Consider the following 16,215-nt stretch of genomic DNA (forward strand, 5'->3'; position numbering starts at 1 on the left):
ATTCCCGTCGGCCACGCCTTTTGGACTAAGCCGTCCTAGCGTTACGACCCCCTCAAAAGATCCGATTTTGTACCTGACATGACGCCGTCATGTCGCTATCTACGCGCTTTTCGCACAGGAGCTTCCATGCAGACTACGATCGCCTCTGTGACCCGGCCCTCGGCCGTGCCGCCCTCCCAAACCGATTCCCCTGCTGACGCCAACGGCGGGCAATGGGCCAGCTACAACATCATTCGCCGCAATGGCTCGGTGGTCGGGTTCGAACCCAACAAGATCGCCATCGCCATGACCAAGGCCTTCCTGGCCGTGAACGGCGGCCAGGGCGCGGCCTCCGCGCGCGTGCGTGAGCTGGTCGAGAACCTGACCGGCCAGGCCGTCAACGCGCTGGTGCGCAACCGCCCCAACGGCGGCACCTTCCATATTGAAGACATCCAGGACCAGGTCGAACTGGCCCTGATGCGCTCGGGCGAACACGACGTCGCCCGCGCCTACGTGCTGTACCGCGAAAAGCGCACGCAGGAACGCGCGGCCGCCGCTGCCGCCGCCGACAACCAGGAAAAGGCCGCCGCCCCGCAGGAACACGTGCTGAACGTGACCGACGCCGGCGTGCGCCGCCCGCTGGATCTGGCTGAACTGCGCGCCACCATCGAAGCCGCCGGCGAAGGCCTGGCCGAATTCATCGACACGGAAGCGATCCTGAAGGAAACGGTCAAGAACCTGTACGACGGCATCCCCGTCGACGAAGTGTTCAAGTCCGCCATCCTGTCCGCGCGCGCGCTGGTCGAAAAGGACCCGGCCTACAGCCAGGTCACCGCCCGTCTGCTGCTGCACACGATCCGCAAGGAAGTGCTGGGCGAAGAAGTCTCGCAGGACGGCATGGCCGCCCGCTACGCCGAGTACTTCCCCACCTTCATCGCCCGCGGCATCGAAGGCGGCCTGCTGTCGCCCGAGCTGGCCAGCTATGACCTGACCAAGCTGGGCCACGCCCTGAACGCCAAGCGCGACCTGCAGTTCGGCTACCTCGGCCTGCAGACCCTGTACGACCGCTACTTCCTGCACATCCGCGGCACGCGCATCGAACTGCCGCAGGTGTTCTTCATGCGCGTGGCCATGGGCCTGGCGCTGCGCGAAACCGACCGCGAAACCCGCGCCATCGAGTTCTACGAGATCCTGTCCTCGTTCGACTTCATGAGCTCGACGCCGACGCTGTTCAACTCGGGCACGCTGCACTCGCAACTGTCGTCGTGCTACCTGACCACCGTCTCCGACGACCTGGAAGGCATCTACGACGCCATCAAGGAAAACGCGCTGCTGGCCAAGTACGCCGGCGGCCTGGGCAACGACTGGACCCCGGTGCGCGCGCTGCGCAGCCACATCAAGGGCACCAACGGCGAAAGCCAGGGCGTCGTGCCGTTCCTGAAGGTCGTCAACGACACCGCCGTCGCGGTCAACCAGGGCGGCAAGCGCAAGGGCGCTGTCTGCACGTACCTGGAATCGTGGCACCTGGACATCGAAGAATTCCTGGAACTGCGCAAGAACACCGGCGACGAGCGCCGCCGCACGCACGACATGAACACGGCGAACTGGATTCCCGACCTGTTCATGAAGCGCGTCATGGAAGGCGGCGAATGGACGCTGTTCTCGCCGTCCGACTGCCCCGACCTGCACGACAAGTACGGCCGCGCCTTTGAAGAAGCCTACGTGGGCTACGAAGCGCGCGTGGCCAGCGGCGAACTGAAGCTCTTCAAGAAGATGCCGGCGCTGAACCTGTGGCGCAAGATGCTGTCGATGCTGTTCGAAACCGGCCACCCCTGGATCACGTTCAAGGATCCTTGCAACATCCGTTCGCCGCAGCAGCACGTCGGCGTCGTGCACAGCTCGAACCTGTGCACCGAGATCACGCTGAACACCAACGAATCCGAAATCGCGGTGTGCAACCTGGGTTCCGTGAACCTGGTCGCGCACATGAAGCCGGCTGCCGGCGGCGGTTTCGAACTCGACCACGACAAGATCAAGCGCACGGTCAGCATCGCCATGCGCATGCTCGACAACGTGATCGACATCAACTACTACGCCGTCGACAAGGCCCGCAATTCCAACGCGCGCCATCGTCCGGTGGGCATGGGCATCATGGGCTTCCAGGACTGCCTGCAGATGATGCGCGTGCCTTACGCATCGCAGTCCGCCGTCGAATTCGCCGACCGTTCGATGGAAGCCGTGTGCTATCACGCGTACTGGGCCTCGAGCCTGCTCGCTGAAGAGCGCGGCCGTTATCAATCGTATGAAGGCTCGCTGTGGTCGCGTGGCATCTTGCCGCAAGACACGTTGAAGATGCTGCGCGATGAACGCGGTGGTCACGTTGAAGTTGATGAGTCGAGCACGCTCGATTGGGATACGTTGCGCGCGCGCATCAAACAACATGGCATGCGCAACTCCAATTGCATCGCAATCGCCCCAACCGCGACTATTTCCAATATCATTGGTGTATCTGCGTGCATCGAACCCACTTTCCAGAACTTGTACGTCAAATCGAATCTCTCCGGCGAGTTCACGGTCGTTAACGATTACCTCGTGCGTGACCTGAAGAAACTCGGTCTCTGGGACGAAGTCATGGTCGCCGACCTCAAGTACTTCGACGGCAGCCTGTCCCGCATCGATCGCGTACCTTCCGAACTCCGCGACCTCTACGCCACCGCGTTCGAAGTCGAACCGAGCTGGCTGGTTGAATGCGCGTCGCGTCGCCAGAAGTGGATCGATCAAGCACAGTCGCTGAACATCTACATGTCGGGCGCGTCGGGCAAGAAGCTGGACGACACCTACAAGCTGGCCTGGAAGCGCGGCCTGAAGACGACCTACTACCTGCGTACGCTTGGCGCCACCAGCGCCGAGAAGTCCACGGGACGCGGCGGCGAATTGAACGCCGTCTCGGCGGGCGCACCGTCCGCGGGTCCTGCTGTCGCTGCTGCACCTGTTTTGCCGGAACCCGAAGTTCTCGGGGCGGTTTGCACCATGCGGCCGGGCGACCCCGGCTTCGAAGAGTGCGAAGCCTGCCAATAACCGCCTCCGGAGAATGAATCATGATTAATTGGGAAGACGACACCATCGCCACGCAACCTGCACAATCGCCCGCACCCGCGGCGGGCGGGCAGGCTGCGCCCGCCGTCCGGGCGGCGACCGGTGTTTTCGGCGACACCGCCATGCCCACGCCTGCCGCGCCTGAACACGCGGCTGGCTTGGCCGCCAGCGGCTCCGCCACCTCGCAACGCGTGAAGGTTGCCGACAAGCGCATCATCAACGGCCAGACCGACGTCAATCAGCTCGTGCCCTTCAAGTACAAGTGGGCATGGGAGAAGTACCTGGCGACTTGCGCCAACCACTGGATGCCGCAAGAGATCAACATGTCGCGCGACATCGCCCTCTGGAAGAACCCGAACGGGCTCACCGAGGACGAGCGCCGCATCGTCAAGCGCAACCTGGGCTTCTTCGTCACTGCCGACTCGCTGGCCGCGAACAACATCGTGCTGGGCACCTACCGCCACATCACGGCGCCCGAGTGCCGCCAGTTCCTGCTGCGCCAGGCGTTTGAAGAAGCGATCCACACGCACGCCTATCAATACATCGTCGAAAGCCTGGACCTGGACGAAGCGGAGATCTTCAACGCTTACAACGAAGTGCCGTCCATCCGCGCCAAGGACGAGTTCCTGATCCCGTTCATCGACGCGATCGCGGACCCCAACTTCAAGACGGGCACGCCCGAAGCCGACCAGACGCTGCTGAAGTCGCTGATCGTTTTCGCTTGCCTGATGGAAGGCCTGTTCTTCTACGTTGGCTTCACGCAGATCCTGGCGCTGGGCCGCCAGAACAAGATGACCGGCGCCGCCGAGCAGTACATGTACATCCTGCGCGATGAATCCATGCACTGCAATTTCGGCATCGACCTGATCAACACCGTCAAACTGGAAAATCCGCATCTGTGGACGCCGGAATTCCGCGAAGAAATTCGAGAACTCTTCCGCAAAGCGGTCGAACTCGAATACGCTTACGCCGAAGACACGATGCCGCGTGGCGTGTTGGGCTTGAACGCACCTATGTTCAAATCCTACCTGCGCTTCATCGCCAACCGTCGTTGCCAGCAAATCGGTATCGAACCGCTGTACCCGCAGGAAGAAAATCCCTTCCCGTGGATGGCGGAAATGATCGATCTTAAAAAGGAACGCAACTTTTTTGAAACTCGCGTGATCGAATACCAAACCGGTGGCACGCTGAGCTGGGAGTAAAAGCAGTACGTCATCAGGCCCGGCGCGGGCACGCTCCAGATGCAAGGAGCGTCGCGTTCGCGACAGGCTTGATGATGTTCTCCCTGGTCAGGGTGTTTTGCCGCCGGGCCGCCCCAAGGCAAAACGCGCCCCCTCGGGGGGCAGCAAGCCGAAGGCGCGGCGTGGGGCATTCGAACACACGTAGAACAAGCGGTCGGCGGTCTGTGATCAGGTCGCCTGCCGGCGCCATTTGAAATGGCTCGCGCCAAAGGAGCGGGGGCCATATCAAATGGCTGTGCCGAATTCATTAGCGCAAACCGTAGTAGCTGTTGCTCGCACAGAACAGCGGCTTGCGCCGATGAATAGCCCGGGCACGATGCGCCTTGTTGGCGGATCGGGGCACGGGTTTAAGTTCTGGGACCCCTGAACCTAAGGAGCATGACCATGGCAACAGCCAAGAAAGCCGTAAAGAAAGCGGTGAAGAAGCCCGCCGCCAAGAAGGCAGTAGCGAAGAAGGCCGCACCGGCCAAGAAAGCTGCCGTCAAGAAGGTAGCCGTCAAGAAAGTCGCTGCCAAGAAGCCGGCAGTGAAGAAGGTTGCCGCCAAGAAGCCGGCAGTCAAGAAGGTCGCCGCCAAGAAAGCGGTAGCCAAGAAGGCCGTCGCCAAGAAAGCCGTCGCCAAGAAAGCGGTAGCCAAGAAGGTTGTCGCCAAGAAGGCCGTGGCCAAGAAAGCTGTCGCCAAGAAGGCGGTTGCCAAGAAAGCCGTAGCCAAGAAGGCGGTTGCCAAGAAAGCCGTCGCCAAGAAGGCCGTCGCCAAGAAAGCGGTAGCCAAGAAGGCCGTCGCCAAGAAGGCTCCTGCTGCCAAGAAGGCGGTTGCCAAGAAGGCCGTAGCCAAGAAGGCGCCTGCCGCCAAGAAGGCTGTTGCCAAGAAGGCCCCCGCTGCCAAGAAGGCTCCTGCCGCAGCCAAGCCTGCTGCTGCCAAGAAGCCTGCTGCCGCCAAGAAGCCCGCTGCGAAGAAAGCCGCTCCGAAGAAGCCCGCAACGCCGCCGTCCACGGCTGCTGCTCCGGGCGCGAAGACCGCGCTGAACCCCGCCGCGTCGTGGCCGTTCCCGACGGGTGGCCGTCCTTAATCCGGACGGTTCGAAGCACTAGCTTCGCAGAGCCGCCTGGCCTAGGCCGGGCGGCTTTTTCGTGTCCGCGCGGCCCGGCATCGGCCAGCCTCGTCCAGAACGGCGAGCCAGCGCGGCCCGCAGGCGATTTTTCGCCTGGGCATGCGACAATTGACTCCTCTTTTTCAGGGTGACCGTGTCCATGCTCGATGAAATCTTGCGCTTCCTTCTCGAAATCGTGTTCACGCTGTTCGGCGCGGCGCTGATTGCGCGCGCCTGGATGCACGCGATACGGCTGCACCCGTTCAACCCGTTGTCGCGCTTCATCTACCAGGTCACCAACTGGCTGGTGATGCCCTTGCGCAAGATCATTCCCGCCGGCAACAAGATCGATTGGACCAGCCTGGTCGCCGTGTGGCTATCCGCGCTGGTCTATCTGGTGCTGATCTGGCTGGTGGTGATCGGCGCGCTGATTCCGCTGGATTACCTGCCCAGGGTCATGGGCTCGGCGTTGATCATGGCCGTCAAATGGGCGCTGAATCTGGTGGTGTGGCTGACGCTGATCCAGGCCGTGCTGTCTTGGGTGAATCCGATGGCGCCCATGATGCCGCTGCTGCAGGCGCTGACCGCGCCCATGCTGGACCCCATCCGCCGCCTGCTGCCGCGCACCGCGATCGACTTTTCGCCGCTGGTGCTGCTGATCGTCGCGCAGGTGCTGTTGATGGTGCTGTCCAACATCAGCCAGCGCATGGTGGGCCTGTAAAGCGGCGGGGCCGCGCCCCGCCAGACCTTACGCCGGAATGCCGGCGTAGATCTCGACCAGCTTCTTGCGGTCGATCTTGTGATTGTTCGACATCGGCAGCGCCGGGCAGGCCACCAGTTCGGACGGCACCATGTAAGGCGGCAGGCGCTGTGCCAGCCGCTCTTTCCAGCCCGCCAGCGCCTCAGGCGCCAAAATGCGCGGCGCCTGTTCCGCTTCCGCTCCCGCCACGAATCCGATCAAGCGCACCGCGGTGCCGTCAGGCCGGCGCAACACCGCGCAGGCGCCGCCCTCCACGCCCGGCAGACCATGCAACGCTTCGTCGATCTCCGCCAACTCGATGCGATAGCCGTTCAGCTTGATCTGGTCGTCCATGCGGCCGCGGCAGAACAGCAGGCCGTCGCCCTCCATCTGCCCCAGGTCGCCCGTGCGGAAGGCGCGGCGGCCATCGGCATAGGTGTAGAGCTTGGCTTCGTTCAGGTCCGGGCGATTCAGATAACCGCGCATGACGTGGTCGCCCACGATGCAGATCTCGCCTTCGTCCACGATCAGCACGCTATCCGGCTTGGCATGTCCCACGGGCAGCGGATCGTGCGCGGCCAGGACCGCGTCGGTGACTTCGATCCAGGTGGTCGCCACGGTGGCTTCCGTGGGGCCATAGGTATTGAGGATGACGGCATCCGGGAAACGCTGGCGCAGCTTCTTGGCCAGCGCCGAAGGCAGCGGCTCGCCGCAGAACAGGAAGGTGCGCAGCTTGGGCAAAGAGGCCGGCGAGAAGTCGCGATTGGCCAGCTGCTGGTGCGCGAACGACGGCGTGGAGACCCAGACCGTCACGCCGTGTTCGGCCAAACGGGCCATCCAGGCGGCAGGCGCGGCGATCTGCTCGCGTGCGTTCAGCACGCAGCAACCGCCCGCGGCCAAGGTGGCGAAAACTTCGTACATGGACAGGTCAAAGCTGAACGGCGCCTGGTTCATGAACACGGGCGCCTCGCCCAGGCCGAAGCTGCCCAGCATCCAGTCGCCCAGCAGGCCCACGCTTTCGCGGCCGATCTGCACGCCCTTCGGATCGCCCGTGCTGCCGGACGTGAACATGACGTAGGCCAGGCCGCGCTCTTCCAGCATGGCGCCCTCGCCCGGCGTGAAGCGGCCGCTGGCCGCATCGAACACGGCGGCGGCGCGCACGATCTCGACGATGCGGCGCAAACGCTCTTGCGGATAGATGGTATCCACCGGCACAAACGGCGCCCCGATCAGCAAGGCGCCCACCATGGCGACGAAGAACGCAGCTTCCTTGTGGCCATAAATGGCCACCGGCACATCCGGCGCCACGCCATGCCTGCGCGCCTCGTCGGCCCAGGCGCCGGCCTCGGCGCGCAATTGCGACCAGCTCAGGCTGCGGTCTGCGGCGACGACCGCAGGCGCGTCAGGCGCATATTCGGTATCCGTGAACTGGAAAGACTTCAGATCGAAACGCATGCCGAAACTCCCGGCGTCAGATGGGACTGCGGCCGCTGAACACATATAGCGCCAGCGCAGCAAGAATCAGGGTGAGCACGCGCCCGAGAAAGCGCATGACGGGTTGCGCCAGCGCAGCCTGCAAGGCCGGACGGGTGCGCGCCGCGTTGATCAGCAGGTTGTGGCCCACCGAGTACGCGCCGAACATCAGGCCGCTGACGATGTAGTGCAGCGACAGGCCGTTCCAGACGCCCATGGCCAGCAAGGTCGCGAAGATGCCGATGTTCTGCGCCGCCATGCGGTGGCGTCCGAAGAACTTGGTCTTGCTCAGCGCCTTGTAGATGGGCATGAACACCACGTCGCGCAGCCACTCCGACAGGCTGATGTGCCAGCGGCGCCAGAAGTCCTGCGGGTTGAGCGTGGCCAGCGGATTGCGGAAGTTGATCGGCAAAGTGAAGCCGAACAGCATGCCGATGCCGATCGCCATGGTGGAATAGCCGGCGAAGTCGAAGAACAGATAGGCGCTGTAGAGCGAGGCGTTGAGCGCCACGCCGGTGAATGAGTAATCATGCGCGTCGAGCGTCGCCAGGCCGTAACGCCAGATGAGTTCGGCCACGCCGAACTTCTGGATCACGCCCAGCATGATGAGCTCCAGGCCGCTGAGCCAGGTGTTCAGGTTCACGCCTTCATAGCCGCGCTTCAGGTCCGCCTGGAAATTGCGCCAGCGGTACATGGGACCGGCCAGCAGCGTCAGCGGGAAAAACAGGTAGATGAAGTAGTCCAGCGGCGACACGCGCTCGTTGCGCTGCGCGAACAGCAGCACGTCGATGGCGCGGAACGTGGCAAACGACAGTCCCAGCATGGCGCCCAGGTGCGAGACGCCCGTCTTCACCAGCAGCAGCGGCGTCATGGTGATGATCACGGCCAGCCAGGTGGGGATGTAGTTGCGCCGCACCGCCCACAGCGCGCTGCCGGAAATGGCCAGCAAGGCGATGGGTTGATACGGACGCGCCCAGAACACCGCCATCCACACGCCCAGGCAGATCACGCCGATGATGTGGCGGTAGCCGATACGGAACGGCATGCCGAAGGAACGGTAGGCCAACAGTCCCAGGCCACCGCACAGGGCGCCGCCGAAAAAGCTCAAGCTTGCGAACAATTCCATGGCGGGCTCAGAACTGTTGGTATTGGAATTCGACCTTGATCGGCCCGCCGCTGCCCGTGGTGGGCTGCGCCTGCAGCACGAACACCAGGATCACGCCGATATACAGGCACAGGTGCCAGAGAAAGCGGCGGCCCCAGGCCGCAGCCGCCTTGCGGCTTTCCTGCCCTTCAACAGCGCGGCCGGCCTCTGGCGCGGCCGCGGGAAGAATCTTGCTCATCGGGAAAAGTACTCCGCAATACCTTGATCGGCCATGGCCCAGCCGAGTTCGGCCAGGTGCATGTCGTCGCGCAGCATGCCCGGCTCGAAGGGGATGCTGTAGAGATCCAGGCAGCCCATCTGGTAGCGCTCGCACATGCCCGTGATGGCGGCCACCACCGGGTCGAAGCGCTCCACGTCCAGGATGAGCTTGGGATTGAAGGGCTGGATGACGAAGTAGGCGTGGACCTTGCGCTGCTGCAGCAAGGCCATCACGCGCGACAGATCGCCGAGTTCCGTGCGGGTGATCGGGTCAACGTCGGCAAACTCGTTGCGGGCGGGCGAGTACAGCGGCGCCAGGTACTGCTTGTAGTAGTCGTCGCGCACGTCGTAGGGGTTGTGCCCGCCCAGATCCTGCTCGACCGCGCGCGCCTGATGCGTCAAACGCCCCCACTCGCCCTGGTCAAGGCGGGCGGCCGACGGCCACGACACGTAGCGGTGCGCCGGCACGGACAGCTTGGTACGCGGGCGGTCGGGCGCGGGTTCCTTGCGCGCGTGCCACCACAGCGCCAGCTTGTCCTTCAGCTCTGCGACCTGACCGTTGGCGATGAGCCACAACAGGCCCCAGTTGGCGTTGTCGCTGATCCAGGTCTGCATCTGCTCGCGCGTATTGGGCTTGTCCCAGAGGCGATCCCAGACCGGGCCCGTGACATGCTCGGCGAATGCGCTGCGCGGCAACTGTCCGCCCGAAGCGAACCAGGCCGGCGACAGCATGATCACCAGCCGCGTGTTGGGCGTGAGCGAGTCCGCCACCGACTCCAGCACGCTGACGATGCCGTAGGACTGGAACATGGCGTGGCCATAGGCCAGCGTCGGCACCTTCAGCTCTTCGGGGAAGAAGCGGTAAGGCACGAAGCGCAGGTCGTGGCTGGACAGTTCGGACGAGCCGAGCACGACCAGCGTGCCATCGCTCAGGGCGTTGCCCAGGCGGTTCAGGTTGACGTGCTGGGTGCCCCAGTCCGGTCCCAGGTTGGGCAGGTAGTTGCTCTTGGCGGCGGCCGCGGCCGAAGGCGACGACATGGGATTCACGATGCGGCTCAGCAGATCGTCCGCGCCGCAATACGTACCCACCGCCAGAGCCACCGCCGTCGCGGCTGCCGCGACGTGAGACAACAGCCGGGTATTACGAAGTATGGGCAGCGACATAGCCGGCAAGCGTGCGGACCGACTGTAGGTGCTCCGCGATCTCGGGAGCCGGGATGCTGCAGCCGTACTCCGACTCGACCGCCAGCGTGATGTCCACGGCGGCGAGCGAATCGACCAGGCCGGTAGCAATCAACTGCGTATCGGGGGTGACTTTCTTCATGACGATCGACTCGACGATCTCGCCGATCTTGGTGTGGAGTTCTTGCTCGGTATGCATAGATAGTGCGGCGTTACAGGCCTGATCGGCCAACAATCCCCCGCCCCGGGATTCAGGACGATGAGATTACAAAGAAACTGCTGAAACCAGGCTGAACATCCAGCCCCCCGACAAACGACGCTCCGATGCACTCAGTTACATGATTTTCGCAATGCGACGTCGTTCGCAGGCGCAATCATGGCACTACGTTCGTCAAATCTCCATGACGCTTTTGGAGGAAATCGCGAGAAAACGCTGGCAAACGTAACGTTCGCGGGTAAGTCCCTGGGCGCGGCGTTGCGGCCGAGCGACAGATTTTTACGCTTGCGCGGCTTCTACCGCCTTGCCCCCGTTTTCGCCCGATGTCGCCGGCAACAAAAAAGCCCCCTGACGGGGGCTTTCTTGCCTGGCCGCGCCGCAAGCGGCGCTGGACAGTAATTACATCGGCGTGACGCGGGTCGGGCCGGCGCCGCTGATCACCTGCACGCGCTGGCCCACGCTGATGGGCACATCGGCTTCCTGCGCGACCACGCGGGTTTCGCCGTTGTCCAGGCGCACGGTGATTTCGTAGCCGGAATTCTTGCCGGTCTGGTTCTCGATGGCATTGCCTGCCAGCGCGCCCAGGATCACGCCACCCACGGTGGCGATGGTGCGGCCGGTGCCGCCGCCGACGGCGTTGCCCGCCACGCCGCCCAGCGCGCCGCCGGCCACCATGCCGACGCCGCTGGACTTGTCGTTCTGGATCACGATGGGACGCACGCCAGTGACCGTGCCGGTACGGACGATCTGCTCGCGCTGCGCCTGGTCATAGCTGTAGACGCCGCTGGACGCGCTGCGGTTGGCGCAGCCGCCCAGGACCGCCATCGAGGTCACGACGGCGGCGATCGCGAGCCAGCGCCCCGCGCGCGGCGTCACCAGGGAAAAAGTTTTGCTTTGATTCATTTGGACTCCTCGATCGGCCGTTGCCGACGATGTACTCATCATACCCTGACCCCGAATTGGGGCCAGCGATGCTGCAACACACTGAAACGCACCGCCAGAAGCTGAAAAACCCGGCGAAAAGCTCGGCTGGTCAAGACGCCGGAACAGCGCGTCTTCATCCCTTCCCAACGCTTCGACCTCAGCTCAACTGCCGGGTTCCCGAGGGTCTCAGAGCGGCAGATGAATGCCGTAAGTCGCGTGCAGCACGGCGTCGATCTCGGCGCGCGAGGGTGCATGATTCTGCGGTCCGCGCGAAGCGATCTTGATGGCGCCCATGACGTTGCCCAGACGGCAGCTGTCTTCCCAGCCCCAGCCGCTGGTCAGGCCGTAAAGCAGGCCGCCGCGTTGCGCGTCGCCACAGCCGGTCGGGTCGACCACCTGCGCCGCGCGCACCGGCGGGATCAGGATGGTCTTGCCTTCGGTCAGCAACGTGGCGCCTTCCGCGCCGCGCGTCACCACCACCGCCTGCAAGCTGCGGGCGATGTCGTCCATGCTGCGACCCGTGCGCTGCTCCACCACGCCGGCTTCGTAATCGTTCACCGTCAACGCCTGCGCCAGCTTGAGCATGCGCTCCAGGTCTGCCCCGTCGAACAGCGGCATGGCCTGGCCCAGGTCGAAGATGAACGGAATGCCGCGCTTATGCAGGCGCTCGGCATGGGCGAACATGCCTTCCTTGGCGTCGGGCGCAACGATGGCCCAGGCCGCATCGGCGTCGCTCAGATCGTTTTCCGCCGCGTGCGACATGGCGCCCGGATGGAAGGCGGTGATCTGATTGTCGTCCAGATCGGTGGTGATGAAGCACTGCGCGGTGAACGTTTCCGGAATCACCTTCACGCGGCTGACATCGATGCCCAGGCCCGCCATGCGCTCCATGTACTCGCCCGCGTCTTCGCCCACGGTCGCGACGGGCACGGGCTTGCCGCCCAGCAGGTTCATGTTGTAGGCGATGTTGCCCGAGCAGCCGCCGTATTCCTTGCGCATGCTGGGCACCAGGAACGACACGCTCAACGATTGGATGCGGTCGGCGAGAATGTGTTCCTTGAAACGCCCTTCGAACACCGCGATGGTGTCGAACGCCATCGAACCGCAAACCAGAACTGGGGTAGCCATGCGAGTCATCCCTTAAGGAAAGAATTTATTGATTTGAAAGCCATTGACCTGGACGCCAGTCACTTCGATCGGCACGGAAATCTTCAATTCGCCCTGAGGCGCGAAAGGACCGCGCAGCTGCTCGGGCGTCAGATAATCTTCGGGCTTGAGCGCGCGGCGCACCACCACCGTATCCGACAGGTCGTTCAGGTCCAGCATCAGGGCGGGCCAGTGCTGCGGCTTGTCGTGACGGTTGCGCATCACCACCGTCAGCACCAAGCGGCTGCGGCCGTCATCGATCGCTGCCGCGCCGGTCGGCGGCTGCAGCGACGAGGAGGTGATGTGAATGAGTTCCAGGCGGCGCGCGTATCCCACGGTGCAGCCCAGCGGCTGGCACGCCATCTCCAGCGCCGGCCGCAGAATGGGCACGGAATTGGCGATATCGGTGCGGTACGCGTACACCAGCTGCAGGCCCAGCGCGATCAGGCCGACCAGGCAGGCATAGCCCCAGACCTTGCGCAACAGGCCTTGCCGCTCCTCGCGGTCCTGATCCAGGAATTCGGGCGGCGCGCGGCCCACGTCGGTGGCGCTGGAATAACGCGTGCGGGTGTCGCCCAGCACGGGCTCGCCAGCGTCTTCGCGGCCGGGGCCGTGATCGTCGCGGTAGTCTTCCCGGTAATCGCCGGGGTCCTCGTCGCGATGCTCGTCGGCGTATTCGTTGTCGTATTCGTCGTCGCGCGCTTCGTCGCGCACATCGGCGCGAGCGCGGCCTATGGTGAAGGACGGCTCAGCGAGCGGGCCGCGCGCGGCCGTATCGGCATGATGCCCCGCCCTCGAAACGGCGGGCGCAGTCCAGCGCAGCGGATCCTCGTCAGCGTCGATGTCGTCGTCGGCCAGGTCGTCCGACTCATGCCGCCCCGCATCTTCCTCGCCTGGTATCGGTTCGGCGCGCCGGCGGATATCGTCGCGGCCGCGCAGCACGGCAGGCGGCACCGCGGGCGCACCATAGGGCGCCGCCACGGGCGCGCGCGGCGGTTCCGGCTCGTCGTCCCAGGGCGGGATCTGTGAAAAATCCACCGCGGGCGCGGAACGCGCAGCCGGCGGCGTGGCGGGAGGCAGAGGTGCAATGGGGGCTGCCGGCACCTGCGGCGCAACAGCCGCTGCCGGCGTCGCCAGGACCGGTGCGGCCTGGCTGGCGGCGGGTGTCACCGGCATCGGCGGCGCGGCGGGCGGCACGGCTTGCGGCGCCGCACCGGCGGCCGGCAGCAGGCAGGCACGCCCGTCGAACACGGTCGAGCAGGCGCCGCAGCGCACCAGGCCATTGCGGACCCGTAGCTGGTCAGGCACCACCTTGAAGGTGGTGCCGCACTGCGGGCAACGGGTGGTCAGGGCCATGGCGCGATCCAGCGGCGGCAGCGCTCAGGCCTTCTGGCCGTGCAAGCACACCCAGCCATCGCGCGCGCGCCAGACCGACATGGCGATCCAGGGCGCGTAGGCGGCGGCCACTTCCTCGGCCTGCCGCTCCAGCACGCCGGACAGCACCAGATGACCGCCCGCGGCGACGCGTCCGGCCAGCATGGGCGCCAGCACCTTCAGAGGATTGGACAGGATGTTGGCCACCACCACTTCGAAAGTGCCTTCCGCCAGTCCATCGGGCAGCATGGCTTGCAGCTCGACATGGTTGACCTCGGCATTGAAGATGGTGCTCTGCACCGCCTGGGCATCGATGTCCACCGCCTGGGTCGGGCCCGCGCCCAGCTTGCGCGCTGCGATCGCCAGGATGCCCGAGCCGCAGCCGTAGTCCAGCAGCGTGGCGCCGGCCCGCAACTCGGCTTCCAGCCAAGCCAGGCACAGATGCGTCGTGGGATGGCTGCCGGTGCCGAAAGCCAGGCCCGGATCCAGCTCGATGTGGATCGCGCCTTCCTGGGTGGCGGCGTCCGGCTCGAAGGCCGGCACATCGGGGTTGTCGCGGTGCCAGCTGGGCACGATCCACAGGCGTTCGGCGATATGGATGGGGCCGAACTGCGACTGCGTCAGGCGCACCCAGTCGGCGTCGGGCACGTCGCGCAGGCTCCAGCCCTCGAACACGGCGGGATCGAGTTCGCCCGCGGCGGCGGCTTCTTCCATGATCTGCGCGGGATCGGCTCCGTCGGGCAGCAGGGCGACGACGCGATTGCGGTCCCAGGCCTGCACGTCGGGCTCGGTGCCCGGTTCGCCGAACAAGGGGCGTTCGTCATCGGTGCCCAGGTCGGCATCTTCGACGGATACCGACAGCACGCCTGCTTCCAGCAAGGCGTCCGAGAGGGCTTCGGCCTGCGCCTCCAGGCAATGGAGCACGAGTTCACGCATGATGATTCTTCCATCTGGTCAACGGGCCGCGGCTTGCGCCGCGGCCCGTTGACCGTAAAACAAAACAGGAGCGGCCCGGGAGCGGAAAGCCCCCGGATCGCGGTCAGGGACGCTGAGCCAACTTGTGTTCCAGGTAATGGATGCTGGTGCCGCCTTCGATGAAGCGGGCGTCCTGCAGCATTTCACGATGCAGCGGGATGTTGGTGGAAATGCCTTCCACCACCATTTCCGACAGCGCGGTGCGCATGCGGGCCAGCGCCTGGTCGCGCGTGTCGCCGTAGGTAATGACCTTGGCGATCATCGAGTCGTAGTTCGGCGGCACGAAATAGCCGTTGAACGCATGCGAATCGATACGCACGCCCGGGCCGCCCGGCGTATGCCAGTTGGTGATACGGCCAGGGCTGGGCACGAAGCGGAACGGATCTTCCGCGTTGATGCGGCATTCGATCGCGTGGCCCTTGAATTCGATGTCGCGCTGGCGCAGCGTGAACTTTTCGCCGGCGGCGATCAGGATCTGCTGCTGGACCAGATCGATGCCGGTGATCAGCTCGGTGACCGGGTGTTCGACCTGGATGCGGGTGTTCATTTCGATGAAATAGAACTCGCCGTTTTCATACAGGAACTCGAACGTACCCGCGCCGCGGTAGCCCATCTTGCGGCAGGCGTCGGCGCAGCGGTCGCCGATGCGCTCGATCAGGCGGCGCGCGATGCCGGGCGCCGGCGCTTCTTCGATGACCTTCTGGTGGCGGCGCTGCATGGAGCAATCGCGCTCGCCCAGCCAGACCGCGTTGCGGCCGCCGTCGGCGAGCACCTGGATTTCCACGTGGCGCGGATTCTCCAGGAACTTCTCCATATAGACTTCGGGGTTGTTGAACGCGGCGCCCGCTTCGGAACGCGTCATGGTGACGGCGTTCAGCAGCGCGGCCTCGGTGTACACCACGCGCATGCCGCGGCCACCGCCGCCGCCTGCCGCCTTGATGATGACCGGATACCCGACTTCGCGCGCAATGCGGACGATTTCCTGCGGATCGTCGGGCAACGCGCCCTCCGAACCCGGCACCACCGGCACGCCGGCTTCGATCATGGCGCGCTTGGCGCTGACCTTGTCGCCCATCAGGCGGATGGTGTCGGGACGCGGACCGATGAAGACGAAGCCGCTCTTTTCGACGCGATCGGCGAAGTCGGCATTTTCGGACAAGAACCCGTAACCCGGGTGGATTGCCTCGGAATCCGTGACTTCGGCCGCCGAAATGATGGCCGGCATGTTCAGGTAGCTTTCACGCGACGGCGCGGGCCCGATGCACACCGATTCATCGGCCAGGCGCACGTACTTGGCTTCGCGGTCGGCCTCGGAATGCACCACCACGGTCTTGATGCCCAGCTCGCGGCAAGCGCGCTGAATGCGCAGGGCGATTTCGCCCCGATTGGCGATCAGGATTTTTTCGAACATTTTCAG

The 16,215-nt window shown here is 64.7% G+C and carries 14 protein-coding genes; 4 read left to right on the forward strand and 10 right to left on the reverse strand.

The window, feature by feature from the left end; genetic code table 11:
* Positions 1–126: 126 nt before the first annotated feature.
* The 4 genes from IAG39_RS28035 to IAG39_RS28050 all read left to right on the forward strand — a co-directional run bounded on the left by IAG39_RS28035 (position 127) and on the right by IAG39_RS28050 (position 6,126).
* Positions 127–3,057 (forward strand): ribonucleoside-diphosphate reductase subunit alpha, encoded by a 2,931-nt coding sequence (locus IAG39_RS28035; RefSeq protein WP_059379050.1) that lies wholly within the window; start codon positions 127–129, stop codon positions 3,055–3,057.
* A 20-nt stretch (positions 3,058–3,077) separates the two neighbouring features.
* Positions 3,078–4,277 carry a ribonucleotide-diphosphate reductase subunit beta gene (locus tag IAG39_RS28040; RefSeq protein WP_054458346.1) on the forward strand — a complete coding sequence of 400 codons (1,200 nt, stop codon included), beginning with the start codon at positions 3,078–3,080 and terminating at the stop codon, positions 4,275–4,277.
* 423 nt (positions 4,278–4,700) lie between these two features.
* Entirely contained in the window at positions 4,701–5,384 is a 684-nt protein-coding gene (locus IAG39_RS28045; protein WP_118934848.1) for a histone H1-like repetitive region-containing protein, read from the forward strand.
* A 181-nt stretch (positions 5,385–5,565) separates the two neighbouring features.
* Positions 5,566–6,126: a YggT family protein gene (locus tag IAG39_RS28050; protein WP_054458342.1), complete on the forward strand. Its 561-nt coding sequence runs from the start codon at positions 5,566–5,568 to the stop codon at positions 6,124–6,126.
* A 27-nt stretch (positions 6,127–6,153) separates the two neighbouring features.
* Here IAG39_RS28050 and IAG39_RS28055 read toward each other — a convergent pair whose 3' ends face one another.
* The 10 genes from IAG39_RS28055 to accC form a co-directional block, all read right to left on the reverse strand.
* Positions 6,154–7,599, reverse strand: a complete 1,446-nt coding sequence (locus IAG39_RS28055; RefSeq protein ID WP_118934844.1) for a D-alanine--poly(phosphoribitol) ligase — start codon at positions 7,597–7,599, stop codon at positions 6,154–6,156.
* A gap of 16 nt (positions 7,600–7,615) precedes the next feature.
* A complete protein-coding gene (locus tag IAG39_RS28060; RefSeq protein ID WP_059379054.1) occupies positions 7,616–8,743 on the reverse strand; it encodes an MBOAT family O-acyltransferase in 1,128 nt (375 codons plus the stop codon).
* A gap of 7 nt (positions 8,744–8,750) precedes the next feature.
* The gene (locus tag IAG39_RS28065) at positions 8,751–8,960 is read right to left on the reverse strand and encodes a hypothetical protein (protein ID WP_059379055.1); all 210 of its coding nucleotides are present in this window, start codon (positions 8,958–8,960) and stop codon (positions 8,751–8,753) included.
* On the reverse strand, positions 8,957–10,144 hold the full coding sequence (locus IAG39_RS28070; RefSeq protein WP_059379057.1) for a D-alanyl-lipoteichoic acid biosynthesis protein DltD: 1,188 nt from the start codon (positions 10,142–10,144) through the stop codon (positions 8,957–8,959). Before IAG39_RS28070 ends, IAG39_RS28065 begins: the two co-directional genes overlap by 4 nt.
* Complete coding sequence (locus tag IAG39_RS28075; RefSeq protein ID WP_006226661.1) at positions 10,122–10,361, reverse strand: acyl carrier protein; 240 nt, start codon at positions 10,359–10,361, stop codon at positions 10,122–10,124. The genes IAG39_RS28070 and IAG39_RS28075 overlap by 23 nt, the downstream gene beginning before the upstream one ends.
* Positions 10,362–10,778: 417 nt before the next feature.
* On the reverse strand, positions 10,779–11,282 hold the full coding sequence (locus tag IAG39_RS28080; protein WP_059379058.1) for a glycine zipper 2TM domain-containing protein: 504 nt from the start codon (positions 11,280–11,282) through the stop codon (positions 10,779–10,781).
* A 207-nt stretch (positions 11,283–11,489) separates the two neighbouring features.
* Positions 11,490–12,431: a carbohydrate kinase family protein gene (locus IAG39_RS28085; protein ID WP_118934846.1), complete on the reverse strand. Its 942-nt coding sequence runs from the start codon at positions 12,429–12,431 to the stop codon at positions 11,490–11,492.
* A gap of 12 nt (positions 12,432–12,443) precedes the next feature.
* Complete coding sequence (locus tag IAG39_RS28090; RefSeq protein WP_187774068.1) at positions 12,444–13,805, reverse strand: DUF3426 domain-containing protein; 1,362 nt, start codon at positions 13,803–13,805, stop codon at positions 12,444–12,446.
* Positions 13,806–13,829: 24 nt separating this feature from the next.
* Positions 13,830–14,759 carry a 50S ribosomal protein L11 methyltransferase gene (prmA, locus tag IAG39_RS28095; RefSeq protein ID WP_118933902.1) on the reverse strand — a complete coding sequence of 310 codons (930 nt, stop codon included), beginning with the start codon at positions 14,757–14,759 and terminating at the stop codon, positions 13,830–13,832.
* 103 nt (positions 14,760–14,862) lie between these two features.
* Positions 14,863–16,209, reverse strand: a complete 1,347-nt coding sequence (accC, locus tag IAG39_RS28100; protein ID WP_059379067.1) for an acetyl-CoA carboxylase biotin carboxylase subunit — start codon at positions 16,207–16,209, stop codon at positions 14,863–14,865.
* Positions 16,210–16,215: the final 6 nt, after the last annotated feature.

The sequence above is a fragment of the Achromobacter xylosoxidans genome, from assembly GCF_014490035.1.
GTDB lineage: Bacteria > Pseudomonadota > Gammaproteobacteria > Burkholderiales > Burkholderiaceae_B > Achromobacter > Achromobacter bronchisepticus_A.

What these genes read in the sequence shown, in the direction of transcription:
- IAG39_RS28035 (WP_059379050.1), top strand. Translation starts at nt 127, where the DNA reads ATGCAGACTACGATCGCCTCTGTGACCCGGCCCTCGGCCGTGCCGCCC.
- IAG39_RS28040 (WP_054458346.1), top strand. Translation starts at nt 3,078, where the DNA reads ATGATTAATTGGGAAGACGACACCATCGCCACGCAACCTGCACAATCG.
- IAG39_RS28045 (WP_118934848.1), top strand. Translation starts at nt 4,701, where the DNA reads ATGGCAACAGCCAAGAAAGCCGTAAAGAAAGCGGTGAAGAAGCCCGCC.
- IAG39_RS28050 (WP_054458342.1), top strand. Translation starts at nt 5,566, where the DNA reads ATGCTCGATGAAATCTTGCGCTTCCTTCTCGAAATCGTGTTCACGCTG.
- IAG39_RS28055 (WP_118934844.1), bottom strand. Translation starts at nt 7,599, where the DNA reads ATGCGTTTCGATCTGAAGTCTTTCCAGTTCACGGATACCGAATATGCG.
- IAG39_RS28060 (WP_059379054.1), bottom strand. Translation starts at nt 8,743, where the DNA reads ATGGAATTGTTCGCAAGCTTGAGCTTTTTCGGCGGCGCCCTGTGCGGT.
- IAG39_RS28065 (WP_059379055.1), bottom strand. Translation starts at nt 8,960, where the DNA reads ATGAGCAAGATTCTTCCCGCGGCCGCGCCAGAGGCCGGCCGCGCTGTT.
- IAG39_RS28070 (WP_059379057.1), bottom strand. Translation starts at nt 10,144, where the DNA reads ATGTCGCTGCCCATACTTCGTAATACCCGGCTGTTGTCTCACGTCGCG.
- IAG39_RS28075 (WP_006226661.1), bottom strand. Translation starts at nt 10,361, where the DNA reads ATGCATACCGAGCAAGAACTCCACACCAAGATCGGCGAGATCGTCGAG.
- IAG39_RS28080 (WP_059379058.1), bottom strand. Translation starts at nt 11,282, where the DNA reads ATGAATCAAAGCAAAACTTTTTCCCTGGTGACGCCGCGCGCGGGGCGC.
- IAG39_RS28085 (WP_118934846.1), bottom strand. Translation starts at nt 12,431, where the DNA reads ATGGCTACCCCAGTTCTGGTTTGCGGTTCGATGGCGTTCGACACCATC.
- IAG39_RS28090 (WP_187774068.1), bottom strand. Translation starts at nt 13,805, where the DNA reads ATGGCCCTGACCACCCGTTGCCCGCAGTGCGGCACCACCTTCAAGGTG.
- prmA (WP_118933902.1), bottom strand. Translation starts at nt 14,759, where the DNA reads ATGCGTGAACTCGTGCTCCATTGCCTGGAGGCGCAGGCCGAAGCCCTC.
- accC (WP_059379067.1), bottom strand. Translation starts at nt 16,209, where the DNA reads ATGTTCGAAAAAATCCTGATCGCCAATCGGGGCGAAATCGCCCTGCGC.